This window comes from Agarivorans sp. Z349TD_8, assembly GCF_050870825.2.
Classification (GTDB): Bacteria; Pseudomonadota; Gammaproteobacteria; order Enterobacterales; family Celerinatantimonadaceae; genus Agarivorans.
In genome coordinates, this window is record NZ_CP194037.2 from 4,588,508 (window position 1) to 4,611,244 (window position 22,737).

General features: G+C 46.1%; 19 protein-coding genes. 9 read left to right on the forward strand and 10 right to left on the reverse strand.

Annotated elements, in window-relative coordinates:
* Nucleotides 1–34: 34 nt before the first annotated feature.
* From ACRRS1_RS20760 to ACRRS1_RS20775, 4 genes are all read left to right on the forward strand, one after another.
* Nucleotides 35–1,429 carry an SLC13 family permease gene (locus ACRRS1_RS20760; RefSeq protein ID WP_432468819.1) on the forward strand — a complete coding sequence of 465 codons (1,395 nt, stop codon included), beginning with the start codon at nucleotides 35–37 and terminating at the stop codon, nucleotides 1,427–1,429.
* Between the two features lie 183 nt (nucleotides 1,430–1,612).
* Entirely contained in the window at nucleotides 1,613–2,557 is a 945-nt protein-coding gene (locus ACRRS1_RS20765; protein WP_432468818.1) for an ADP-ribosylglycohydrolase family protein, read from the forward strand.
* Complete coding sequence (locus tag ACRRS1_RS20770; RefSeq protein WP_432468817.1) at nucleotides 2,554–3,384, forward strand: NAD(+)--dinitrogen-reductase ADP-D-ribosyltransferase; 831 nt, start codon at nucleotides 2,554–2,556, stop codon at nucleotides 3,382–3,384. Before ACRRS1_RS20765 ends, ACRRS1_RS20770 begins: the two co-directional genes overlap by 4 nt.
* 71 nt (nucleotides 3,385–3,455) lie before the next feature.
* Nucleotides 3,456–3,965, forward strand: a complete 510-nt coding sequence (locus ACRRS1_RS20775) for a GNAT family N-acetyltransferase (protein ID WP_432468816.1) — start codon at nucleotides 3,456–3,458, stop codon at nucleotides 3,963–3,965.
* A gap of 526 nt (nucleotides 3,966–4,491) precedes the next feature.
* On the opposite strand, the gene ACRRS1_RS20780 is transcribed toward ACRRS1_RS20775, so the two are convergent.
* Both ACRRS1_RS20780 and ACRRS1_RS20785 read right to left on the reverse strand, forming a co-directional pair.
* The gene (locus tag ACRRS1_RS20780; protein WP_432468815.1) at nucleotides 4,492–5,448 is read right to left on the reverse strand and encodes a choice-of-anchor A family protein; all 957 of its coding nucleotides are present in this window, start codon (nucleotides 5,446–5,448) and stop codon (nucleotides 4,492–4,494) included.
* 271 nt (nucleotides 5,449–5,719) lie between these two features.
* Entirely contained in the window at nucleotides 5,720–6,478 is a 759-nt protein-coding gene (locus ACRRS1_RS20785; RefSeq protein WP_432468814.1) for a GNAT family N-acetyltransferase, read from the reverse strand.
* Nucleotides 6,479–6,773: 295 nt separating this feature from the next.
* On the opposite strand from ACRRS1_RS20785, the gene ACRRS1_RS20790 reads away from it, so the two are divergent.
* Nucleotides 6,774–7,610 carry a phosphate/phosphite/phosphonate ABC transporter substrate-binding protein gene (locus ACRRS1_RS20790; RefSeq protein WP_432468813.1) on the forward strand — a complete coding sequence of 279 codons (837 nt, stop codon included), beginning with the start codon at nucleotides 6,774–6,776 and terminating at the stop codon, nucleotides 7,608–7,610.
* Nucleotides 7,611–9,149 (forward strand): diguanylate cyclase domain-containing protein, encoded by a 1,539-nt coding sequence (locus ACRRS1_RS20795; RefSeq protein WP_432468812.1) that lies wholly within the window; start codon nucleotides 7,611–7,613, stop codon nucleotides 9,147–9,149.
* Nucleotides 9,150–9,201: 52 nt separating this feature from the next.
* Here ACRRS1_RS20795 and ACRRS1_RS20800 read toward each other — a convergent pair whose 3' ends face one another.
* Nucleotides 9,202–10,767 carry a carboxylesterase/lipase family protein gene (locus ACRRS1_RS20800; protein WP_432460357.1) on the reverse strand — a complete coding sequence of 522 codons (1,566 nt, stop codon included), beginning with the start codon at nucleotides 10,765–10,767 and terminating at the stop codon, nucleotides 9,202–9,204.
* A gap of 21 nt (nucleotides 10,768–10,788) precedes the next feature.
* Entirely contained in the window at nucleotides 10,789–11,289 is a 501-nt protein-coding gene (locus tag ACRRS1_RS20805) for a phenolic acid decarboxylase (protein ID WP_432455606.1), read from the reverse strand.
* Nucleotides 11,290–11,422: 133 nt separating this feature from the next.
* Between ACRRS1_RS20805 and ACRRS1_RS20810 the strand changes: the two genes are divergently transcribed.
* On the forward strand, nucleotides 11,423–12,286 hold the full coding sequence (locus ACRRS1_RS20810) for a LysR family transcriptional regulator (RefSeq protein ID WP_432468811.1): 864 nt from the start codon (nucleotides 11,423–11,425) through the stop codon (nucleotides 12,284–12,286).
* Between the two features lie 27 nt (nucleotides 12,287–12,313).
* Here ACRRS1_RS20810 and ACRRS1_RS20815 read toward each other — a convergent pair whose 3' ends face one another.
* Genes ACRRS1_RS20815 through ACRRS1_RS20825 form a run of 3 tightly spaced genes read right to left on the reverse strand, consistent with a single transcriptional unit; the run spans nucleotide 12,314 to nucleotide 14,982 of the window.
* On the reverse strand, nucleotides 12,314–13,429 hold the full coding sequence (locus tag ACRRS1_RS20815; protein WP_432468810.1) for a DNA alkylation repair protein: 1,116 nt from the start codon (nucleotides 13,427–13,429) through the stop codon (nucleotides 12,314–12,316).
* Nucleotides 13,430–13,472: 43 nt separating this feature from the next.
* Nucleotides 13,473–13,913, reverse strand: a complete 441-nt coding sequence (locus ACRRS1_RS20820; protein ID WP_432468809.1) for an HNH endonuclease — start codon at nucleotides 13,911–13,913, stop codon at nucleotides 13,473–13,475.
* Between the two features lie 34 nt (nucleotides 13,914–13,947).
* A complete protein-coding gene (locus ACRRS1_RS20825; RefSeq protein WP_432468808.1) occupies nucleotides 13,948–14,982 on the reverse strand; it encodes an acyltransferase in 1,035 nt (344 codons plus the stop codon).
* A gap of 175 nt (nucleotides 14,983–15,157) precedes the next feature.
* On the opposite strand from ACRRS1_RS20825, the gene ACRRS1_RS20830 reads away from it, so the two are divergent.
* Nucleotides 15,158–16,621, forward strand: coding sequence for a sensor domain-containing diguanylate cyclase (locus tag ACRRS1_RS20830; protein ID WP_432463971.1), 1,464 nt, complete (start codon nucleotides 15,158–15,160; stop codon nucleotides 16,619–16,621).
* 53 nt (nucleotides 16,622–16,674) lie between these two features.
* Here the strand turns inward: ACRRS1_RS20830 and ACRRS1_RS20835 are convergent, their stop codons facing one another.
* Complete coding sequence (locus ACRRS1_RS20835; protein WP_432463972.1) at nucleotides 16,675–17,202, reverse strand: DUF4136 domain-containing protein; 528 nt, start codon at nucleotides 17,200–17,202, stop codon at nucleotides 16,675–16,677.
* A 242-nt stretch (nucleotides 17,203–17,444) separates the two neighbouring features.
* On the opposite strand from ACRRS1_RS20835, the gene tcdA reads away from it, so the two are divergent.
* Nucleotides 17,445–18,233 carry a tRNA cyclic N6-threonylcarbamoyladenosine(37) synthase TcdA gene (tcdA, locus tag ACRRS1_RS20840; protein ID WP_432468807.1) on the forward strand — a complete coding sequence of 263 codons (789 nt, stop codon included), beginning with the start codon at nucleotides 17,445–17,447 and terminating at the stop codon, nucleotides 18,231–18,233.
* 298 nt (nucleotides 18,234–18,531) lie between these two features.
* On the opposite strand, the gene ACRRS1_RS20845 is transcribed toward tcdA, so the two are convergent.
* Together ACRRS1_RS20845 and ACRRS1_RS20850 are read right to left on the reverse strand one after the other, a co-directional pair.
* Nucleotides 18,532–21,603 carry an efflux RND transporter permease subunit gene (locus ACRRS1_RS20845; RefSeq protein ID WP_432468806.1) on the reverse strand — a complete coding sequence of 1,024 codons (3,072 nt, stop codon included), beginning with the start codon at nucleotides 21,601–21,603 and terminating at the stop codon, nucleotides 18,532–18,534.
* An 11-nt stretch (nucleotides 21,604–21,614) separates the two neighbouring features.
* Entirely contained in the window at nucleotides 21,615–22,736 is a 1,122-nt protein-coding gene (locus ACRRS1_RS20850; protein WP_432468805.1) for an efflux RND transporter periplasmic adaptor subunit, read from the reverse strand.
* Between the last annotated feature and the right edge of the window lies 1 nt (nucleotide 22,737).

A 22,737-nucleotide genomic window follows, 5' to 3' on the forward strand; every position in this document is an offset into this window, starting at 1 on the left:
GTCTTTTTTCACTCTTCCAGGAGAAGCGAACGATATGGATAGCAAACTCAACTTTAAAAATGTGATTCTATTGACGGCGGTGGCTCTCGCCCTATGGTTCACGCTGTTTCCTATCGAGGGTCATGCAGATGGATTTTCGCATAGCGCGGCGGTGGTCTTCATTACTCTGATTTTTTGGAGTACTGGTGCTCTCCCCCCTTTCCTCACTGGTTTGCTATTTTTTGCTTTAGTTGCAGTATTTAAACTCATCGCACCCAACATCTTGTTCTCTGGATTTGGCTCAACCGCGGTGTGGTTGATTATCTCAGGCTTTGTTATTGGTTCCGCGATCTCAGTTTCCGGTTTGGGTAAAAAGCTCGCCTTCAGCATTGCTCCCTATTTAACCGCTAGTTATCCTCGCTTAATCGGCGGCCTAGTCGCCAGTGCCATGTTGCTGGGCTTTGTGATGCCCTCTTCTGTTGGGCGTTCAGTCGTATTAATTCCAATCGGAATGGCATTGGCCGAACAGGTGGGCTTTAACCTAGGCAGCAACGGGCGTCGCGGGATCGCAACAGCACTGGCGCTAGCTTGTAATATGCCAAGCTTTGCAATCTTACCGTCCAACATTCCCAACATGATTTTAGCGGGCTCGAGCGAAACCCTGTTTAACATTCACTATCACTATACCGAATACCTGCTGTTGCATTTTCCTGTCTTGGGGATCCTGAAGTCGCTATTGATCGTATTGCTGGTCCTGTGGATCTTTCCAGCAAAAATTTCATCCACCACGGGAAACCATTCGCCCAAACCAGATGAACCATTTGATAGTAAAATTCAAAAACGAGTTGGCATTATTTTGGGCATTACCTTGTTGTTCTGGATCAGCGACTCACTACATGGAGTAAACCCTGCTTGGGTCGGTCTAGTGGCCGCGATTATCCTACTGATGCCCAAATGGGGCGTGCTGGCAGCGAAGTCCTTTAACAGTTCCATCGACTTTGGCACCGTCATCTTTGTTGCCGCAGCCTTAGGCCTAGGCGCTTTGGTCAATGCGTCCGGGCTAGGCGAGTATGTAGGACAGGCTTTTAGTCACTTGCTACCCAATACCATAGAAAATACTTTCTTAAACTTTATGTCACTATCACTGATTTCAACCTTCACCGGACTCATTACCACCATTCCCGGAGTACCAACGGTGCTCTCTCCGATGGCAGCAAATTTTGCTGAGGCCACCGGCTTTAGCCTACCCGCGGTGTTAATGACCCAAGTGATTGGTTTCTCAACGGTGCTGTTTCCTTATCAGGTTGCTCCATTAATCGTCGCGATGCAGCTGTCTGGCGAGCGCCTGGCCGATCTGCTTAAAATAACCCTTCCACTGGCATTACTGACCATTGTGGTACTGATGCCTCTGGACTATTTGTGGTGGAGACTACTGGGCTGGATAGCTTAGACCAACGAGTAACAGCTGCAGGCAAATAAGCCACGCGCGATCTGAACCACGGTTTGGCACAGAGCAAGGCCTTGGCATCAGCCTGAAATAAACCCACAAAATATAAAAGGAATTGGCGTCAACTCATGACAACTCAGACAATAAGGTTTAAGTTAAAGCATCAGCATACACAAGGGAGCTGTTATGCCTGTACCCTACGAGAATCTCGCTCAGGATAAGTCCAGAGGATGCCTGGTTGGTCTAGCGGTAGGGGATGCCATTGGCACCACCCTCGAGTTTCAGATACCGGGGAGCTTTAAACCCCTCACCGATATGGTGGGTGGCGGTCACTTTTGTTTAAAGAAGGGCCACTGGACCGACGATACCTCGATGGCTCTGTGCCTCGGACATAGCTTGCTGGAAAGCGACGGATTTGACCCAGAGGATCAAATGCAGCGCTACTGCAATTGGCTGGATAAAGGCTACATGAGTAGTATTGGTGTTTGCTTTGATGTGGGGGTTACGGTCTCCTCCGCCCTGCGTCGTTATCAAAAAACCGGCCAAGCCTTTGCTGGCTCCAAGGCACGCCGGAGCTCTGGCAATGGTTCGATCATGCGCCTGGCGCCGATCCCGATTTTTTACCAGCAACAGCCACTTGCTGCGGTTCATTATGGCGGAGAAAGCTCACGCACCACTCATGCCTCACCGCTGTGCATCGATGCCTGTCGCTATTTATCGCTGCTATTACTGAGCTTGATTGAAGGTGGCGACAAACAGAGTTTTCATCACATCGCCTACACCCCACAAAGCGATGAACTAAGCCGCATCAAGGCGGGTGAGTTTCTCGAAAAACCTTACGCTGCGCTCACCGGCAGCGGCTATGTGATTGAGAGCCTCGAATCGGCACTGTGGTGTTTTGTCAATAGTGACGATTTTGAATCCTGCGTGCTGGCGGCGGCCAACTTGGGCAACGATGCCGATACCACCGCCGCCATTGCCGGTCAGTTAGCCGGAGCTTATTACGGCCATCAAAATATTCGTCAGGACTGGCGGCAGGCCTTGCATCAACACCAACAGATTGCCAGCTTGGCCGATGGGCTGTTCGCGGCTTCACAAAACCAGCCAGAACACGTCATCGCAGCCCGATGAATTCGCAGCTCTACAGCCCCGGCGCCAGCGAAACGCAGTTATTGCAGCAGATCTGCCTGCCGCTGAATCATTGCAATCTGCCTTCCTGGTTACTGGCCAGCTTGGCCTATCAGCAACAGCCGATCCCTTTGCAACTGGATTTAATTAGCACCTGGTATCCCAAATTATTTGCGGGTTTAAAGCGGGCCGAAACTGCCGAACAACGCGCCGCACAGTTTAAAGACTTTATGAATTTTCGCTTTCACTTAGCGCAGGGGCGCAGCCAAGCAAACCCAAACGACCAACCTCCGCCGCGGCCGAAGGTCAACTATCGACGGCTATTGCTGGGGTGGTTATTTGACTCCGATAATCAACAGGGAGCGGCGTGGCGCAGCTGGGTGGAGTCACGCTTTGGCCTGCTCACTTGTTTTCACCATGAAACGCTGGCCGATCCAGACGGCCCGGCCTATTTGCGCTTTCGCCAACAGTGTAGCCAAGCGACCTACAATACCAATGAACTCTATGACCAGTTAGATCTACTCTACTGCTTTTGCCAACAGGAGCTGCGGCTGCGTCACCCCAATGGCGAGCACCTCAGCCTCTATCGAGGTTGCACCGCCTTGCCGGAATATCACCTCGAAGGACAAGCGGTAAAACTGTTCAATAACCTCAGCTCCTTCACCGCCGATCCCGAGGCGGCATTACGCTTCGGCTCAAAAGTGTTTGCGGTGCAGGTACCTTTGAGCAAAATCGTCTGTTTCGAGTCGCTACTGCCCCGCAGCCTGCAAGGCGAGCAAGAATTCATGGTCTTGGGTGGCTTATATCGCGTCGAACCTTTCAAGTTTTAAAGACCAGCAGTTGACAGAATATCAATGAGTGATGCACGTTGGTCTAAGTATATTGCTATTTGGAGCATTCAATGATTAAAACCAAACAATTAAAACTAAGAAAACCCGATACAAACGACATCGACATTATTACAGAGATTTTATCTTGTCCGCTGCAAACTAAATATCTTCCTCACGAAAAACCATATTCAACACAGCAACAACGCAGTTATCTAGAAAATCGAATACAGCATTGGCAAGAGCATAAATTTGGAACCTTTATTATTGAACTTACCCATCAAGCCTCTAAAAAAATCGGCTTTATCGGCTTTGAATATGCACCGAACCCAGCGTTTATCGATATCCGAATGGGCCTGGTCCATGCCTGTGGGGGTTATGGTTATGCGACTGAATCGGCACATGCAGTCCTAAAATGGGCTTTTAATCAAAACATAGCCAATGCGCTCTATGGGGTTGCTGTACAAGAAAATATTGCCTCTCAACGCGTGCTTACAAAGATCGGAATGAAACCCGTGCAAGACGTAGATCTATACCATCGACCGGGTTTGATGAACTTTGTCATTGAGTCGCCAAAGTCATAACACCATCATCAAATCCACCTGAAATGAACTCACAGAGGATCCAGACAAGCATGCAAATAGTCACCGCAGAAAAACAAGAAAAGGAACAAAATATTCAGCGCCACACTCTCAAATTGATAATTCGGTAAAATATGAGTCAACGCCTCCGAACAGAGCAGATTTTGTATTAACTAGAGATGAGAAACAGCAATTCCCATCCAATGAAGCAAAGCTCTCTGACCGCGAGGCCATAATCTACATTCATAAACTGATTCAATATAATTGCTTGTTAACGACGCTTCGAGGCAGCAACTAAGCATTTGTTTTTAAACCGAATATTACTAATATTGAGCGCTAACAGGTGAATCACATTATCAATACTCAAATTTGCAAAATAGCAAATGATAAACACAACCATTGGGCCATCTGAAGGCGTTTAATACTCGCCTCAAAAAGTACGGCCAAACCGTTCGAAATGGCACTAAAAAAGCCCCATGCAAGGCATGGGGCTGTTCACAGGCGCACAGGAAAATAGCTAAAGCTTATTTTAGATGCAATTACGGCGGCGCGATAACACCACAAAGCCTAAGCCAAGGGCAAATAAAATAGAACTCGAACCTTCACTCACCGTCGCAGGAATTTGCGGCTCTTGCCAGTTAAAGCCGGTATTGTGGAATTCTCTGGCACCGGTGAAACTCTCCGCCGCAACACTGCCATCAAACACTGCACCACCAACCAAATCGGCATCCATTGCCAATACCGCGCCGACAAAGGCGATACTGTTAAAATCGATAGTTTCTGCTTCGTAGAAGTTCCACAAAATATTCGCCGCGCCAATGTTCAGGCCATCATCTAAGATCCCAAAACCGCTGGTAAGGTTGACCCCTCCGGCTACCGATACCGCAGAGCCGGCTACGTTAATGACCACCGTTTTAGCCGAGCCAGCCGCTAATGACAAAGAGTTATTTTGGGCAAACACCTCACTGAAGTTGACATTAAATACCGCCATATCATCGCTACCACTATAAGACAAGTGACTAGCGCTAAAGCTACCATTTGCAGTTAAACCGGAAAAATATGCGGAATCGGCACGTAGTTGCGACTCAAGACCAGCCATATTACTGGCCATGGCAGCTTGATCGCCTGCCGTCACTTTTTGCACACTGGAGCCGCCACCATTTAGGTTTACGTTGCTCACATTTAAGTTGCCACCGTAAGTCAGGCTGCCAGCATTCAGGTTAATATTCGAAGCATTGATATTGCCTGCAACTGTAACCGTATCTTCAAAAGGGACGGTGGTTTCACGAATCGCAAAAGTTGGCGATTGCCCAGCGGCATTTAAGTCACCACCAATAATGGTTCGTCCTTCGACTTCTCCACCTTGGTAGTTATAGTCACCAGTGAGGATTAAATTGTAATCACTTAAAGGCGTTGCTTGGCTAGCTGCTGAGTACAATAAGGCAACACCGATCACTGCTGCTTGGCCAAATTTTTCATAAAACATATAACTTTTCCTGATACTGCTAAGTCGCCTAAATTTATTCAATGTTTTCAAAGTGAAACCGTGATAAGCGATGGTTTCTCGACCGCTCAGTCTGCGCATCAAGAGCAAAAATTAAGCCAACAAGTAAATAACCATTTAATTCAATGCCTTACGAATAAGTAAATAAAACTGTACATGAGGAATGATGCAAATGTGTAAAAAAACTCGACAACTGCTCAATATTAGCATTTCAGCAACAAGCTTTAGATTCGCCTCATCATACGATACGAGCTTAAGCTTGAATGAATTTGTCAAACCGACTATCCATACATGCACTAATATCTGTCGTCACAAACCGACCGTTGTAAAACAAACTAAAGATGGTTGCCGGAGAAGGGCAGTTTTGCGCCTGCTGACAAGTATCAAGCTTAATAACGGTCAATGGAATATGACGTTTTTCACAACTTTCTCTTAAAGATTGAGTCGCATGATATTCAGCAAAAGGGCAGCGATTAGAAAAATAGACGACACAGCCTTGCGGTACAAGCCCCGGGCTTTTAAGCTGAGCAGCGAAGCTAGGGAGTACCGGCTCCTCGTCGAAGGCTAAACAGAGTAAAACGAAGCCATCCGCAGTTTCATCGCACACCACAAAACCCTGTTTAATTAACCATTTGCTATCGCTCATAAAATGATTTTTGTTGCGACCCGCCACCGCAACTAAACCTAGTTTGGCCTGCTGCTTGGCATCTTCAATCGCTTGGTTTAAAAGATATAGACCATGCCCATGGCCTTTATATTTTCCCGACACCCAAAAACAACCAAGCGCCAAGTAATTAGGCGCCACGATCGGCAACCATGCGGTTTCGGCAGGACCATATTCAATAAACACCTTTGCCCGTTGATTGAGGCGTTTGAATACATAGCCTTGCTCAAATTGTTGGGTTAACCAGTCTTTTTTTGCCTGATAACTTTGTTGACACTTTTTATCCGAAAATGCACAGCAGATATGCTCAGTTGCAATATTCGACGGACTTAAACTGATGTATTCCACTTTTCAACTCCTTGCTCCTTAACCTTCATCCATTAACTCCAATCAAGCGCTTGGTTCGCCAATAAATAAAGACCACTTTCTACACAAACGCCACTTTCATGCGCCTTAAAACCACACATGATAATGGTACTCACTCATAACAAGCGTTTATAAGTTGAGCCATGCAAGAAGCCACGATCTTGTTTGCCAAAAGTGACATACTCACCAGAAATAACCAGAAATCTCGATGACACGACTCATTGTGACTATATTGTAAAATAAGCTGATAATGCCCCCCAATTAAAGTAGGTGCCCGATGAAGCAACTGACTGCCCTTATTTTATTTATTTTAAGTACGACCAGTACCACTGGTTACACAGCGCAAACAGAGCGAGTTTACTCTGTGGGGATTGTGCCTCAATTTGAAACCAATAAACTGCATCAAATTTGGCATCCAATACTGCTGCAGCTAACCGCTAAAACAGGCTACAAATTTAAATTGTTGGGCTCCACCTCTATCCCTGATTTCGAGCAAGACTTGGCCGCTGCCAAATACGACTTCGCTTACATGAATCCTTACCACCTGCTGATTGCCAATCAGCAAGCTGGTTATCTTCCTTTAGTTCGCGATCATGGCCGTAAGCTTTATGGCGTATTAGTTGTAAAAAAAGACAGCAATATCACAAGCCCTACACAACTAGATGGCAAGACCTTGGTTTTTCCGTCGCCTAATGCACTGGGCGCATCGCTACTGATGCGACAAGAACTGAAAGACCAATATGACCTCAACTTTAACGCTCGCTATGTCAAAACTCACGACTCTGTTTACCTCAATGTATTATTAGATGAAGCAGACGCAGGCGGTGGAGTGCAAAAAACCCTGAATCGCCAAAAGAAACAATATAAAGAACTACTAAACATCATTCACAGCACCGCAAAAGTAGCGCCTCACCCCTTTACTGCACGACCTCAAGTTCCAATTGAAGTAAGAGAGCGAGTACGTGATGCTTTATTAGAGATGGGCAGCTCAAAAAAGGGGCAGTTACTATTATCCAAGATCCCCATTAACAGTATAGGACCGGCAAACCTAGATGATTATTTACCACTCAAAACAATGGACCTTGAACGTTTCTATGTGGCGCCAAATAAATAGATGAAAATTAATTTAAAGCTCGCGATACCACCTTTGATAGGCCTGATTCTGATAAGCCTGATTATTCAGTTGTACTGGATCCCGCTGCAATTGGAAAACGCCAAGACAGAATATAAGAAACATACTTATGAATTGCTCACTTTGGGAGAATCATCAATTGCCAAGAGCCTACTACAGCGAGACTTGGGCGCGTTATACGTTCACCTCGAATATTTAGAAGAAACCTATAAGTCTCGCTGGCAGAACATCGCGCTATATAACTATAACAACAAGCGTTATTACCCCATCGTAAAACCATCGCTAAATGACAAGCAGAGCAAGCAACTAATTCATATTGTTCATGAACTAAGTTCAGGAGAGAAATATCTAGGTCGTATTGAGTTAGACGTAAACTGGAGTGATAAGCGACAAACCGTTATCTCGGATATTAATAAGGTGAGAAACATGGTGATAGGCTTGGTTTTATTAAGCCAACTCATTGCCCTATTAAGCCAATATAAAATTATCTATAGGCCACTTAAAAAGCTAAGCCTCGCCACCCAGAAAGTCGTCGAGGGTAATTTTAGACCGGCACTCCCATCACTAACGGAAGACGAAATTGGCGATCTAAGCAAAGCATTTAAAACCATGGTAGAAGAACTGGCATTCCGTAAAAATGCGCTTGACGAACATGCGATTATTAGCGCCGTAGATCGCTCCGGTCGGATCACCTACGTCAACACCAAGTTTTTACAAATATCCGGTTATTCTGAAGAAGAACTGCTCGGCAAAACTCACCGAGTGATTAAATCAAAAGTGCATTCACCAGAATTTTATAAGAGCATGTGGTCAACCATCACTCAAGGCAAGGTGTGGCAAGGAGAAATTTGTAATTTGACGAAAAACGGTGAGCACTATTGGGTCAGCTCAACCATTGTCCCCTTTTTAAATGAACACGGTGTGCCGCAACGTTATATCTCGTTACGCACCGATATCACCGAGCAAAAATCCGCTGAAGAACGGCTTCGGCACATGGCCAACCATGATGCCCTCACAGGTCTAGCCACTCGACGACTCTGTCGGGAGAAGTTGTCTACCGCCATCGCGATGGCACATCGTCACAAAAAATGCGCAGCTGTTTTATTTATTGACCTCGATGGTTTTAAAACAATCAACGACAGCTATGGTCATGATGCTGGTGATGCAGTGCTGATAAATGTTGGCAAAAGACTTTGCGCCACGGTACGTGAAATGGATACCGTGGCACGGATTGGCGGGGATGAGTTTATGGTGGTATTGAGCGACATTAGCGATCCTGACGATATCAAATTAATTGCGCAAAAGCTGATTAACAATTTGAAGGCTCCTTTTCATTTCAACGAGCAGCCTCTTCAGATCGGAGCCAGCATCGGTATCGCACTGTATCCAGACCATGCTCAAGATGCAGAAAGGCTGATTAATCGAGCCGATGAAGCCATGTATACGGTAAAATCTAATGGCAAAAACAATTATGCTTTTGCCGAAAAAGATTCACCGCCTCATACTGAACACCCGCATTGACGCTCAAATTCCCCAGTTATTTTAGTGGGGTATTTGAGCTTGAAGCGAAGCGCTAGAAAGAATAGCCATCCCATAACAAGCGTCGCGACTTTTCTGGATCGCGCTGTTGCTTTGACTGGGCGTCAAAACGCATGCTATAGCGTTGATTAAGCTGATACTGGCTCCAACTAACTTGACCTGTTTTCGCAAAATCAAGCCACTGACGATGCATCGAATCGGCCAGTGATTGTGGTGCATCACTACCAACAAACGCTTTGGCTTGCTCCGTTGCTAAGGTATTGAAAGAGAAAGGAACATCCACAAAATGGGCGGCCCCTAACTGACCTCCAAATGCTTTTGAACGCCAGGAAAAATTATAATGCCAAACTGGATTACCATTGTTGACCAGTGTCTCTGCAATATGTAAGGCCGGCATTCTAAAGGTGTAGTCCGATTGAATATCGGCGAAGATATCCCCCTGAGTTGCTTGCCCATCCTCGGAATACACCTGCATTGGTTTTCCCGCTAACTTTAAGTCCCCTAAAAATAGCGACACCTCGGCATTCGTCATGCGGTCTAGTTGGCCACCAGGAACAAGATACAATCTCGCTTCCTGATCGGTGCTACCAACAATGACCGGAATGCTCGGATCGGCATTTTTAGCAAGGTTCACCATTGGCGTATCAACAATCAGATTCCCGTCCATAACAGGCAGAAAAGCCGTTCCACCCCAAGACAACTCGCCCCATTGCTCACGGTCTTGGATCTGCTGCCCCAGCGCGACTACCCCAGCAACTAGCTCAGGATAAGGCACACTCGCAATTCCTTCAATTGAGGCTGCAACCTTGAATCGTTCAGCAAATGCCTCGCTTAGGCGCGTGGCTTGCGCTGTGCTTACCGCCTGCATTGGCGGGCTTTGCATAATCGCTTTATGAAATAGACCTTTCGCCGCCGGAGTGCCGAGTAAAATTGCAACACTTTCGGCCCCAGCCGATTGTCCAAATAAAGTCACCTGTTTAGGATCACCACCGAAGGCAGCAATATGCTGTTGCACCCATTGCAAGGCGAGAATTTGATCCAAGATCCCGCGATTATCGGGTGCGCCTTGCAAATGCATAAAACCATCCACGCCAACCCGATAATTAACCGTGACCACAATCGCCCCCTGCTTGGCATAGCTACTACCGTTGTATACCGATTCGCCAGCATCTTCACGAATAAAAGCGCCACCCGGGATCCATACCATCACCGGTAGTTTTCCCGGCAACTTGCCCATCTCAGCAGGAGCCCAAATATTTAAGGTAAGATCTCCTGGAGCGCCAACTAACTCGGTTTTAACACCACGACTCGGCTGCGGAGTTGGTGCGCCCAAAGCGCTAGCATCTAACACCCCACTCCAAGCTTGCTTGGCTTGCGGAGCCTGAAAGCGGCGCCCTTCAACAAAGGGGTTTTCGGCATAGGGCACACCATAGAAGCTGACGATATCATCTTTCACCACACCCGCCACTTGGCCCAAACCCGTAGTCACCATCAGCTGGTTATTAGGGGGAATAGGAGACGCGGCAAAGGCTGAGCTCACAAACATCGAAAGTAGGCTCACAGCACTCAACAATAAGGTTTTAAATGGATAGTTTTTCATGATTAAATCTCTGCTATTGCACTAGTTCGGAAAAGATTCGGGAAGCTCAGCAGGTGCACAGGCGATAATATCATCTCGATCCGCACCACAATCTTCCATGAAGGTTATTTTAGCAAACTCATCAACCACCTCTTTCGGGTAGGTTGGTCCAGCGTCGCGGTATTGCTGCATTAATTCTAGATGTTCATTTTGATAACAAACGGTTTTTTTCGGGTCATTAAATACCCAACGCGGAAAGAAGATCACTCCATGTAACTCTAGTCGCGCTAAATTAATAGTTAAACTTACGCAGGTACCCGTGGGTTCATCCCAAGAAATTTTATAGACGTGCTGCGCGATCGGGTGAATATGGGCGACCTGATCGGTGACCCAGCGACCGCCAACAATACCACTGTGGATCCGGTAGTCAAACACGGTGTCAGACTTCACATAGATTTCGTATTTCCAACCATTTTCATAAGTATAAACAAGATGTTTTCCGACTAACGGGTCCAAAGCTAATTCATTTTTTTCGCTGTTCATAAAATTGCTCTCCTAAGAATGCTTGAGAATAATTTCTCGCATTGAGTTAATTTCGAACAACATTATCATTTGAAATATAAATCTAAAAACGCTATTTTTCATTCACAACAATCTAAAAATTAGATGGATAGTCATGCATCGCTCTACTTTGGAACAATGGTACATCCTGCAAACCGTGATCGATGTCGGTGGATTCACCGCAGCGGCAAAACAAGTGCACCGCAGTCAATCCTCGGTAAGTTATGCGATCAAAAACTTACAACAGCAGCTCGACGTAGAATTGCTGCGGATCCACGGCAAAAAAGTACAGTTAACACCACTCGGGGCAACCTTATTGGAAGACGTTCGACCCTTATTAAAAGAATTCGCCAACATTGAGCTTCGAGCCAAACTGCTCACCGCTGGCGCGCCTGCCAACATTAAGTTAGAAGTCGACAGTATCTACCCTAAGTCATTGCTGTTTAGAGCTTTAAGTGCATTTAAACAAACCTTTCCCCACACTCAGGTAGAACTCAAAGAAATCGTCCGTCTCGCCCCAACCAATAGTCTGGCAAATTGCGATTTATCGATTGGGCTTCCTTTCAATGGCAAGTTAATGGCCCAAAAACTTTTAGATGTAGAATTGGTAGCCGTGGCACACCCCGCACATCCCTTGCATCACCTTAAGAAAACGCGTTTAACTGAAGCCGACTTGAATCATTACATTCAAGTTCATTTGGATAATAACCATCAATATGCCAGTGCAACAATTGAGCGTTCAAGTCAACGCTGGACAGTCAATACCGTTGATGCCGCTATCGAAGCGGTGCGCAGTAATCTTTGTTTTGGCTGGCTACCGGCACATCGTATTGAAGACTTAATCAACCAAGGCGAATTAACGGCACTCCCCTTAGATATGGGAAGAGTTAGAAGCATTCCTTTATACCTAATCTATATGGACTATGATCGACGTAATCCCGCCATACAGGCCTTAGCCGAACTGATTTGCGAGGTGTAAGCGAGCAGAGCAAACCAGTTTAAAAACTTAACTTTCGACGATAAAACTTAAACGAGCTAACTCTCGCCCATTAATATGCAACGCGACATAATGTTTGCCGGGATAGTATTTTCGGGTAGAAATCGCTTTAAAAGAGTGGTTTTTCTCCATCGCAAAAGTCTCCCCCCGATTTAAACAGAGATTTTTTAATTTAAAGACCTTGGCCGCAGTTTTGCCATTAGCTTTCATAAAATGCAACGCGTAGTCCAAAACAAACTTTTGTTGGCTTTTTTCAGCGCTTATTGCCAAGGCAAAAGTGAGCACATCGCCTAATTTAAACCGAGCATTGAGCAGCGCAAATTCCTGCAGCTGCAGCTTTGGCTTCGCGGTATAACCGAGTAAGGGGAAACTCAAGGGATGGCCTTGTTTCACCAAGCTGCGAGTCGCGTGTTTAATCACCCAATCAAGCTGTGGGTCATGGTTCTTTTGCCAAGCCTGACATAAGTCTAAAACTCGCTCTGGATGATCTTTACTGATGTCATTGAGGTTATTCGCCACCGAGCGCCGCACATACAAACTGGGATCATTCTTGAGTTGTTCCAGCAAAGGAATAATTGGCGATGGATCACGGATCAGAGACTTTAACTGCGCTCCCCAAGGCAAACGCGGACGGCAACCCTCACTCACCAGACGCCGCAGATGTTCATCTTGGTGCGCCAGCCAGCGATGCAACTGTGCCCAGGTTTGCTCCGGATGCAGCTCAAGAAAGGGGCGGATCGCAAACTCCGCACTAAATAGGGGGCTCAGCTTCGCCAGCACAGGTAGGGCCAGCAGAGGATGCTCGATACCTGCCACCGCCACGTAATCGGTGACTGGCCATATCGCAAAACCACGTAAGCTATCCTTTGGATCACCACCATCCCAATACTTTGGTAAGTTGCTCAACAGCTTCGCTGTTTGGCCAAAATCTTGCGGTAGCGTTTGTTGCAACGCCGCAATAATATGCTGCACCCGTTGCTTCAGTTCTAATTGCTCTAAGCCTGCCTGTGCCAACTCCGTAAAACCTAAGGCATCAAATTGCGGATACACCGCCACCAAACCCTTTGCGATCCGTTGCAAGGCAGGTTCGGCTAAAGCATTTTTCATCAACATTTGTTCGGCCATATTCTCTTAAAATCCTATGTAATAAATTGAATCTCACGATTCATCATCTGGATCGCCATTGATACGTTGATAGATTGGATTTGCCGACATTACAATGCTCACAGAGGATCTGCAGATTATCAATATCATATGCTAACTCTGGATGCGTCGATCTCGGCCGAATGTGGTCGACGTGCATCACCGCGCCAGTGGCCGGAGAAGCACCACAACATGAACAAGTATTGCCGTATAACTCAAAGGCTTTGCTTCGTAAACGTAACCACTTAGCAGACGAATAAAAATTGAATGTTTTCGGCTCACGATAGGGGACCTGTTCAAAGTGACTGAAATCTTGAGGGGTTTCACCTGGCGCATAAAAAGTTACTTTTGGGTTAGCCTCTTGATTCACTTTAAGCCATTTAAAAACCGCTCTTAAAGCGCCAGCTTCGGTCTTATAGTCGCTCCGCTTCATGTTGCCATTCAAATAATAACTAACGAGGTACATTTATTCTGCTCCTTCACGACAAAATAACGGCTTATTAAGGCACTAACCACCGGGTAAATACAGAACGAGTGAATAACCAACTTAAACCCAAAGCTAACAGTAAGACAATCGCCATAAGCACTGGCAGGGCGATACTCGAATGGCCAAACCATTGGTAAATCCCATAGTCTAGGTGACGAACCGGGATCAGGAACAAAGGGTGGACTAAATAGATCCCAAAACTATATTTAGAGACGGTTTTAATCATCGGTCTCCAACCATTGGGCACCTTTTCTGCGTAGGCTTTCACCAATACAAATAACGACATGGCAATCACTACAGTATTGAGGCTCTTATAGCCCATAAATACACTACTATATTCCCCTTGCTGCCAAATGTAATAAACACTGCCCAATACATTGAAACCTAAAGTCGCAAGGCCAGTCATCAACCAAAACCTCAAGTAAGGTTTCTGTTCATGATTAAACAAATACCAACCCACAACTAAATAACCACTATATAAAATGATGTTTTGCCGCAATGGCGTTTCTACCTTTAACCAATGCATTAAAGTGAGCAATAACCACGCCGCCAATAACAATAAAACCCGCTGATGATCCATTTTATGCAGCAACGGGGCTAACAAGGGGATCACAAAATACAGGGGGATGAAATCGTAAAAAAACCAAAGGTGATACCAAGTATGCTGATTGTTGGCATGTGCTAACAGACTTTCGGTTATCGTCCACGACCAACGCCCATCATGAAATCCCGCAACAACTGCATAAATCACCGTCCAAGCAATAAATGGCAATAATACCTTCGCTAAACGCCGTGACAAATAATAACCACAGTCAAAAGGCCGCCTATCTGACAGCAATAAGGCGCCACTAATCATCATAAAAATCGGCACTGCCCAACGACTCATCGCATTCAATGAGACCGCAGGCAACCACTGATGCCAGGCAAGGCTGGGAATTAACTCCCGATAAGGCCCCAAAACATGGATCCCCACCACCGCAATCACTGCAATAAAACGCAGGCACTCGATATAAAATAAAGAAGGACGAGTCACTTGAGTATCGCTCATAAAAATTCATGTACCTTTATAGAAGTGTTCGCTCACTTAAAAATTATTCCCCCGCTATACTTACCGCCACATGAGCGCCGACAAGCAAGCAAGAAAGGGCTTTCGTTAATTGCCTTAACCCACCTTTAACCTTACACTAAGAGATTGAATAATCGTTAATTTGCAAGGAATGCAAGTGTCTATATCTCAGTTCGGGGGCAGCAAACAGAAGTTTATTTTAGTATTATCTATATTGCTACTCTGTTCCTTTTGTTTAACTTCATGGTTAAGCTACCAAGTTGCCTACCACTCGATGAGTCAACAAATCGAAACCAACCATTTACCGCTCACCAGCGATACCGTTTATTCAGAGATTCAACAAGATTTACTACAACCCATTTTCATCTCTTCCTTAATGGCCCAAGATACCTTTTTACGCGATTGGGCATTACACCAAGAAACCGAAGTTGAGCCTATCGTTCGTTACCTCAGCACCATTCAGCACCGCTATCACACCGTCACCACTTTTTTTGTATCTAATCAAACCCTACGTTACTATCATCCCAAAGGTGTCATTAAAACGCTCTCGCCAGATGAAGCAAATGATGCTTGGTATTTTCGAGTGCAGCAACTGCCAAAGACCCAAGACTACGAAACCAACATTGATTATGACACCGCCGACCCAACCCGCACGACCGTGTTTGTCAACTACAAGGTCTATGACTACAAGCACAATTTGATTGGGGTGACAGGGGTTGGTCTGAATGTAACCTTAGTCAAAAAACTAATTTCACTTTATCAACAACGCTATCAACGTAGCGTTTATTTCATCGACCCTGAGGGTAATGTAGCGCTTAGTGATGAACACTACCGTGGTCCGCGAAATATCTATCAACGCCCCGGTTTATCGGAGCAGGCCAAGACCTTACTATCCAGCCCCAGTGGACGCTACCAGTTCAAGCAAGACAATCTTCAATTTTACCTAAATGCGCGCTACATTCCCGAATTCAATTGGTATTTAATGGTTGAACAACAAGATGCGCCAGCTACGAAGCAACTCAAACAGATTCTATGGATTAATCTACTGATTAGCCTGCTGGTGACTTTCATTGTGTTAATAGTGGCTAATTTTACGATTGGAAATTACCAACGTCGTCTGGAAAAACTGGCGTCTACCGATAAACTCACCGGCGCGTTTAATCGACAAAGTTTTGAAATACAGCTAGAACAGGTGATCGACATTCAACATCGCTCCAACAGCCCTTGCTCCTTAGTTATCTTTGATGTTGACCATTTCAAAGCAATTAATGACCAATATGGCCATCTGGTTGGTGATGAAGCACTCAAGCACATTGCTGCACTAGCCACGGAACAGCTGCGCGGCTCAGATATTATCTGCCGTTGGGGAGGCGAAGAATTTATCGTTCTATTGCCAAATTGTGATGCCTCAGCCGCATTTGAGGTGGCCGAAAAAATACGCCTAGCAATCAAACATACCACGGTCTGCGTGAATGGAAATGAACTGCAGTTAAGCATTAGCTGCGGGATTGCGCAGGCCAAAAGCCATGAAGTTTTTGTTAATTTACTAATTAACCGTGCCGATCAAGCGATGTACAGCGCCAAGAGAAACGGTCGTAATTGTAGTGAAATAGCCCCATAAAGTTCACTCGTTGGCGAGCTCACAATGAAAACTTGGGGCATTTCAGCACTAGGTTACCTTGGTTGCGGCGGGTATTGAGCTAACATTAAGGTAATCTGTTCCGCAATAAATTTTGCGCGACTCTCTGGTCCCATCGTCTCTTTTAACTGGCTTTGAGAAATAGAGCGCCAAACTATGGTTTGATTCTGTTGGTCTAGCAGCTCCACAACTAATTTGCCATATTTACGCTCTTTATAACGGTCGGGAGAACTCATCCCAATTGCGCTATGCCGACTGCCAAAACCAACCGAAAAGCTACCACCAAGAGCTTCTAGTTCGCTAGCCGAATCAACGCGATAGTCAACCAATAAGTCAGCCTGTTCTGCTGCAACCATTTGCAAGCCCTTTTGCTCCAATTGAGCCGCTAACTCAGCTTTGATACGCTGTTCGTCGAGACTTTGCACCGCATCATCTGCACCAGCAACAAATGCGTAATGATGATATTGCGAAAAGTCTTGACCCACTTGGTAATCAGTTGCAGGCTGAATCGTACAAGCCACCGAAAGCAAAGTGAATAAGGCAATACTGAAGACTCGATACATGGCGGAACTCCTGCTGCAAGCAGCATTAAAAATATTTCCCTAAATCTACCATAATTTAAGATAAATAGATCTCTGCAAGTGGCCTTTGCTGTTTAGATTTATTTCGCGGCTCAGTAGACTAAACCGCTGCGAGTAGGATGTTTTACTAACCAGGCTCATCAGGCTGCTCAACAAGTCGTCAGTGCTTACCCAGAGTGAATCGCTTTGCTATAATCGCCACGTAATTTTAGCAATGGTTTATTATGTCTCAATTTGAACAACGCTTTGGTGGGATCGCCCGCCTTTATGGCCGCCGCGCGCTCAGTAAATTTCAGCACTCTCACGTCTGTGTTATCGGCATCGGCGGAGTCGGTTCATGGGCCGCGGAAGCATTGGCAAGAAGTGGGATCGGAAAAATTACCCTGATCGATTTAGACGACATTTGCACCACCAATACCAACCGCCAAGTACATGCAACTCGCGCGACCGTTGGCCTGTCAAAAACAGCGGTCATGTGCGAACGTATTCAACAGATTAATCCCGAGTGCATTTGTCAGGAAATCGAAGACTTCGTCACCCGAGATAACCTATACCAATACCTAACCCAAGACTTCGATTATGTGATTGATGCCATCGACAGCGTCAAAGCAAAAGCGGCGCTAATCGCTTATTGTAAGCGTAATAAAATCAAACTAATTAGCGTCGGCGGTGCTGGTGGACAGATAGACCCCACTCAAATAACCATAAGCGATTTGGCAAAAACGGTTCAAGATCCTCTCGCGGCCAAGGTGCGTAATGAGCTGCGTCGTTTTTACAACTTCAGTAAAAATACAAAACGTAAATTCGGCATCGATTGTGTCTATTCTACCGAACAGCTGATTTACCCCAGTGATGACGGAGGCACCTGTATGGCCAAACCCGATAGTACTGGCAGTATGCGCATGGATTGTAGCAGTGGTTTTGGGGCGGTGACGCATGTAACGGCAAGCTTTGGCTTCGCCGCTGTCTCACGTGTACTAAAAAAACTCGCCGAACAAACAAATGCGGCTTGAACATGTTTAGCGCGTAGTGACATTGTGGCGCAGAACAAACAACCAGCACTCAATGCAACTCTCCCCCAGAATGGTGCCAAGCTTATACACCCGATGTTTTAGGCTCACTTTAAAATCATCTTTCTATGCTGAGCATCGCCCAACATCGTTAGTATCGGCATCAACAATACAGCCCTGGATCTCAAATAGACTGTCAGATTGGTAGCATAATACGAAGCTCTCGACGCCATGAACAACTGACACAAAAAAGCCCAGCAGTGCTGGGCTTTTATCCATTGTTCACATCAACGATGAGAGCTTAATCCGCAACAGTTTCCCCTTGCAGATGTTCCACGCTTGGGATTTGCTTATGATTTGCACCTAAGTAAGAGTAAATCACCGGTAATACAAACAAGGTGAATACCGTACCGATGGACAAGCCAGCACAAATCACCATCCCAATATCAAAACGAGCCGCTGCGCCCGGACCCACCGCCAATAACAAGGGGATGAGGCCAGACACCATCGAAATGGTCGTCATCAAAATGGCCCGTAGACGAATTCGAGCAGCATGACGAATCGCGGTAATTTTATCTTCACCACGCAATATTTGCCGTTCTTTGGCGACTTCACACATCAAAATACCGTGCTTAGTAATCAAACCTACCAGCGTAATCATACCAATTTGAGTATAGATATTCAGGGTCGCCAAGCCCCAGCCCATCATCAACAAGGCACCACAAATCGCCAAAGGTACCGAGACCATGATCACCAAAGGATCACGGAGACTCTCAAACTGAGCCGCCAAAACCAGGAAGATGATCGCCAAAGCTAAACCAAAGGTGGAAAACAGCGCCGAACCTTCTTGCTTAAACTGACGGGATTCACCTTTATAGTTAAAGCTATAGCCCTTAGGCAATAATTCGGCTGATTTCTGCTCTAGGAAATTAAGAGCATCCCCCATGGTTTGACCCGGCATTAACGCCGCATTCAGTGTCACCGAGTTGGTCTGATTCATTTGCAACAAGGCTTCCGGTTGGCCTTTGAGCTTCCAATCAATCAAATTCACTAATGGAACCAAACTGCTATCAACAGTTTTCACATAAAACTGACCAATCGCTTCTGGGCTAAGACGGTCTTCACGTTTCACCTGTGGGATCACCTCATAAGAGCGACCATCAAAGTTAATGTGATTGACATAACCATCCCCCATTAAAGTGCCTAAGGTACTGGCAATATCGGCCATTTTCACCCCATAAGCCCCAGCTTTATCTCGGTTCACCTTAATATCTAAAGTCCCAGTTTCGAACTTAGTATCTAGGTCACTAAACACAAAGAAACCACTCTGCATCGCCGCTTGTTGTAATTCCTGCGCAAGGCTAACTAAGCTACGATAGTCGCCAGTTCCCTGCAATACAAACTGCACAGGGAAACCGCCACTAGAGCCCGGTAATACCGGTAGCGGGAATGAAGCGACCGATACTCCGGCCATATCCGCGGTTTTTGCTTGAATCGTTTTCACCAAGGTATCTTGATCCATAGTACGGTCGTCCCATACCACGGTTCGTAAGAATCCTAAACCTTGGGTAGAGCTCGGGATCCCCGCTAAGGTGAACGAACCAGCAATATCATCTAACTTCAAGGCCCGACGACCAATCTCAGTGGTGTATTGATCAACGTAATCGAGGTTTGCCCCGGCGGGTCCAGTTGCCATAATCATCGCCGCACCTTTATCTTCGGCTGGCGCCAATTCGGTAGGGATAATTTTTAGCAAAGGATACAAAGAACCCATCACGATCAACGCAAAGATGACTACCACAGGGCGACGAGCCAGTACCGCGCCCACCATGCGATCGTAACCACTGTCTAAGCGATTCAAGAAACGATGAACACCGGCTTCAAAACGCCCAGGGTGAGGGTTATGTTTTAGCAATACCGAACACATCACTGGCGATAGAGTTAAGGCAACAAAGCCCGACACCACCACCGCACCAGCAAGAGTTAAGGCAAATTCGGCAAATAACACCCCTGTTAAACCTTCGACCATGGCAATCGGTGAGTAAACGGCGGCCAGAGTAATGGTCATCGAAATCACTGGAAGGGCAATTTCTCGAGTCCCCACGATCGCCGCATCGAAGGGTTTCATTCCCAGTCGAATGTGCCGGTCGACGTTCTCCACCACCACAATTGCGTCATCCACCACCAAACCAATTGCCAGTACCATGGCCAACAGGGTTAATAAGTTAAGCGAAAAACCAAGCGCTTGCATCGCTAAACAGACACCAACCAAAGACAGTGGGATGGCAATCACCGGGATCAATACCGCACGGAAATTCCCCATAAATAGGAAAATAACCACTACCACAATCACCGTTGCCTCGACAATGGTATGTAATACTTCATCGATCGAAGACTCGATATATTCGGTCGAGTCATAGAGTACTTCCATCTTCATGCTATCTGGAAGATTAACCTGAATATTGGGTAGCATCTCGTTAATCAGTGTTGCCACGGTAAGTGGATTTGCGGTTGGCGTCGGATCGATGGCGACCACCACCGCGGTGGTTGCATCGGCTTTGGCACGAACCGTTTCCCGGGCAGAATCAAGCTCTAACTCAGCCACATCGCCTAAACGCACAATCCCCGAAGCACTACGCGAAACAATCAACTGTTGGAACTCTTCACGCGTCTTCAGATCAGTATCCGCTTCAACGTTATATACCGCGAAGCGACTCTTGGCCTGACCAGGCGCCGATCTAAAGTTATTATTTTGCAATGCACTCACAACTTCCGCGGCAGTCAGTTTGTGGTTCGCCAATTTCACCGGATCTAACCACACCCGCATCGACAACTGTGGACCATAAACATTGGCCTTGGCAACACCTGTCACCGTCACCATTTGCGGCTGTACGTTTCGATTCACGTAATCCACCAGCTGAGCTGATTTTAAATCCTCACTGCTAAAGGAAATATACATAATCGAGGTACTAGAACCGGTAGAACGGGCAATATTTGGATCTAAAGCTTCACTCGGTAACTGCGCACGAACCGCGTTAACTTTAGCCATCACCTCAGATAAAGCTGCATCGGGATCGGCACCAGTTTTCATATACGCAGTGATCGTACTGCTACCCATCGCCGATTTAGACTCTAAGAAATCGAGGTTATCGGCTTCCGCAATCGACTGTTGTAAAGGTTGGGTAATAAAACCCTGAATCACTTCTGCTGGCGCACCATAATATGAGGTGGTAACAGTAATCACCGTATTGGTTAACTCTGGGTACTCACGAATTTGCAGCTTAAATATGGATTGCATACCCACAATTAATAGCAACAAACTCAAAGACAGAGCCAATACGGGTCGCCGAATAAAAATATCGGTAAATTTCATGACCTAAGCTCCTAGTCTTTTGGCAAAGTTTGATCGCGCTGAACGAAGTTGTCTTCGACAAGTTTCACCCGAGCACCATTACGCAAACGAACCTGTCCAGACACCACAACCTGCTCATCCGCTTTAATACCCGAGGTCACCACCGCAACATCGCCACGACGCTCACCGATGGTGACCGTACGTTGTTTAGCAACTAAGAGCTCGCTGCCATCCTCTGCGGTTTGTGGTTCAATCACATAAATAGACTCACCATACAAGGAGAAGGTAATTGCTTGCTGCGGAACTACCACTTGATTGGCTTGTACCGGTTGCCAAATACGAACGCTGGCATACATACCGGAACGCAGTAAGGCTTCATCGTTAGGTAAGGTCGCCTGTACTTGAATCACCCCACTTTGCGAATCAACCGTAGGTTCGATAGTGGTAATTTTTCCTTTAAACCACTGTTCAGGGTAAGCGTCGGTATTCAGCTCAACTTCAGTCCCCACATCAATCAGCGAAATCTCTTTTTGTGGAACAATAAAGCGTAACAACATGCGATTCAGGTTTTCTAAGCGCGCGATGTCATTCCCTGGCTGCAAATACTCACCAAGGTTGATTTGGCGGATCCCCATCACCCCATCAAAGGGAGCGCGAATTTCACGAAGTTCAATGGTCGCTTTTAAAGATGCTATCTCACTCACCAAAGCTAAATAAGTCGCTTCCGAGTCATCGAACTGGGTTTGCGACACCGAACCTTTGGTTAACAACGTTTTATTACGCTCCATTTGTCGCTTAATCGCAGGTAATTTCGCTTCGGCACTGGCTAAGTTAGCTCTTTCTACATCAGCTTCTAAGCTCACCAAGCGTTGGCCCGATTTTACGGTATCACCCGATGAAAAATGAATGTCAGTTACCAAGCCTGATACCGAGCTAGAAATATTAACGCCCTGATAAGGTTCAATAAAACCGATCGATTCAATTGCTGGATGCCAATCTTGCGCCTTAGCTGAAGCCACCTCAACGGGCAATTCAGGTATCGGTCTATTCGCCATAAATTGAGCAATCATTTTTTGTTTAAACAAGTAAAAACCAAACACACTACCAAACAGTACCACTGCGATAAGTAGCATGATCGCCATCCATTTCTTCATT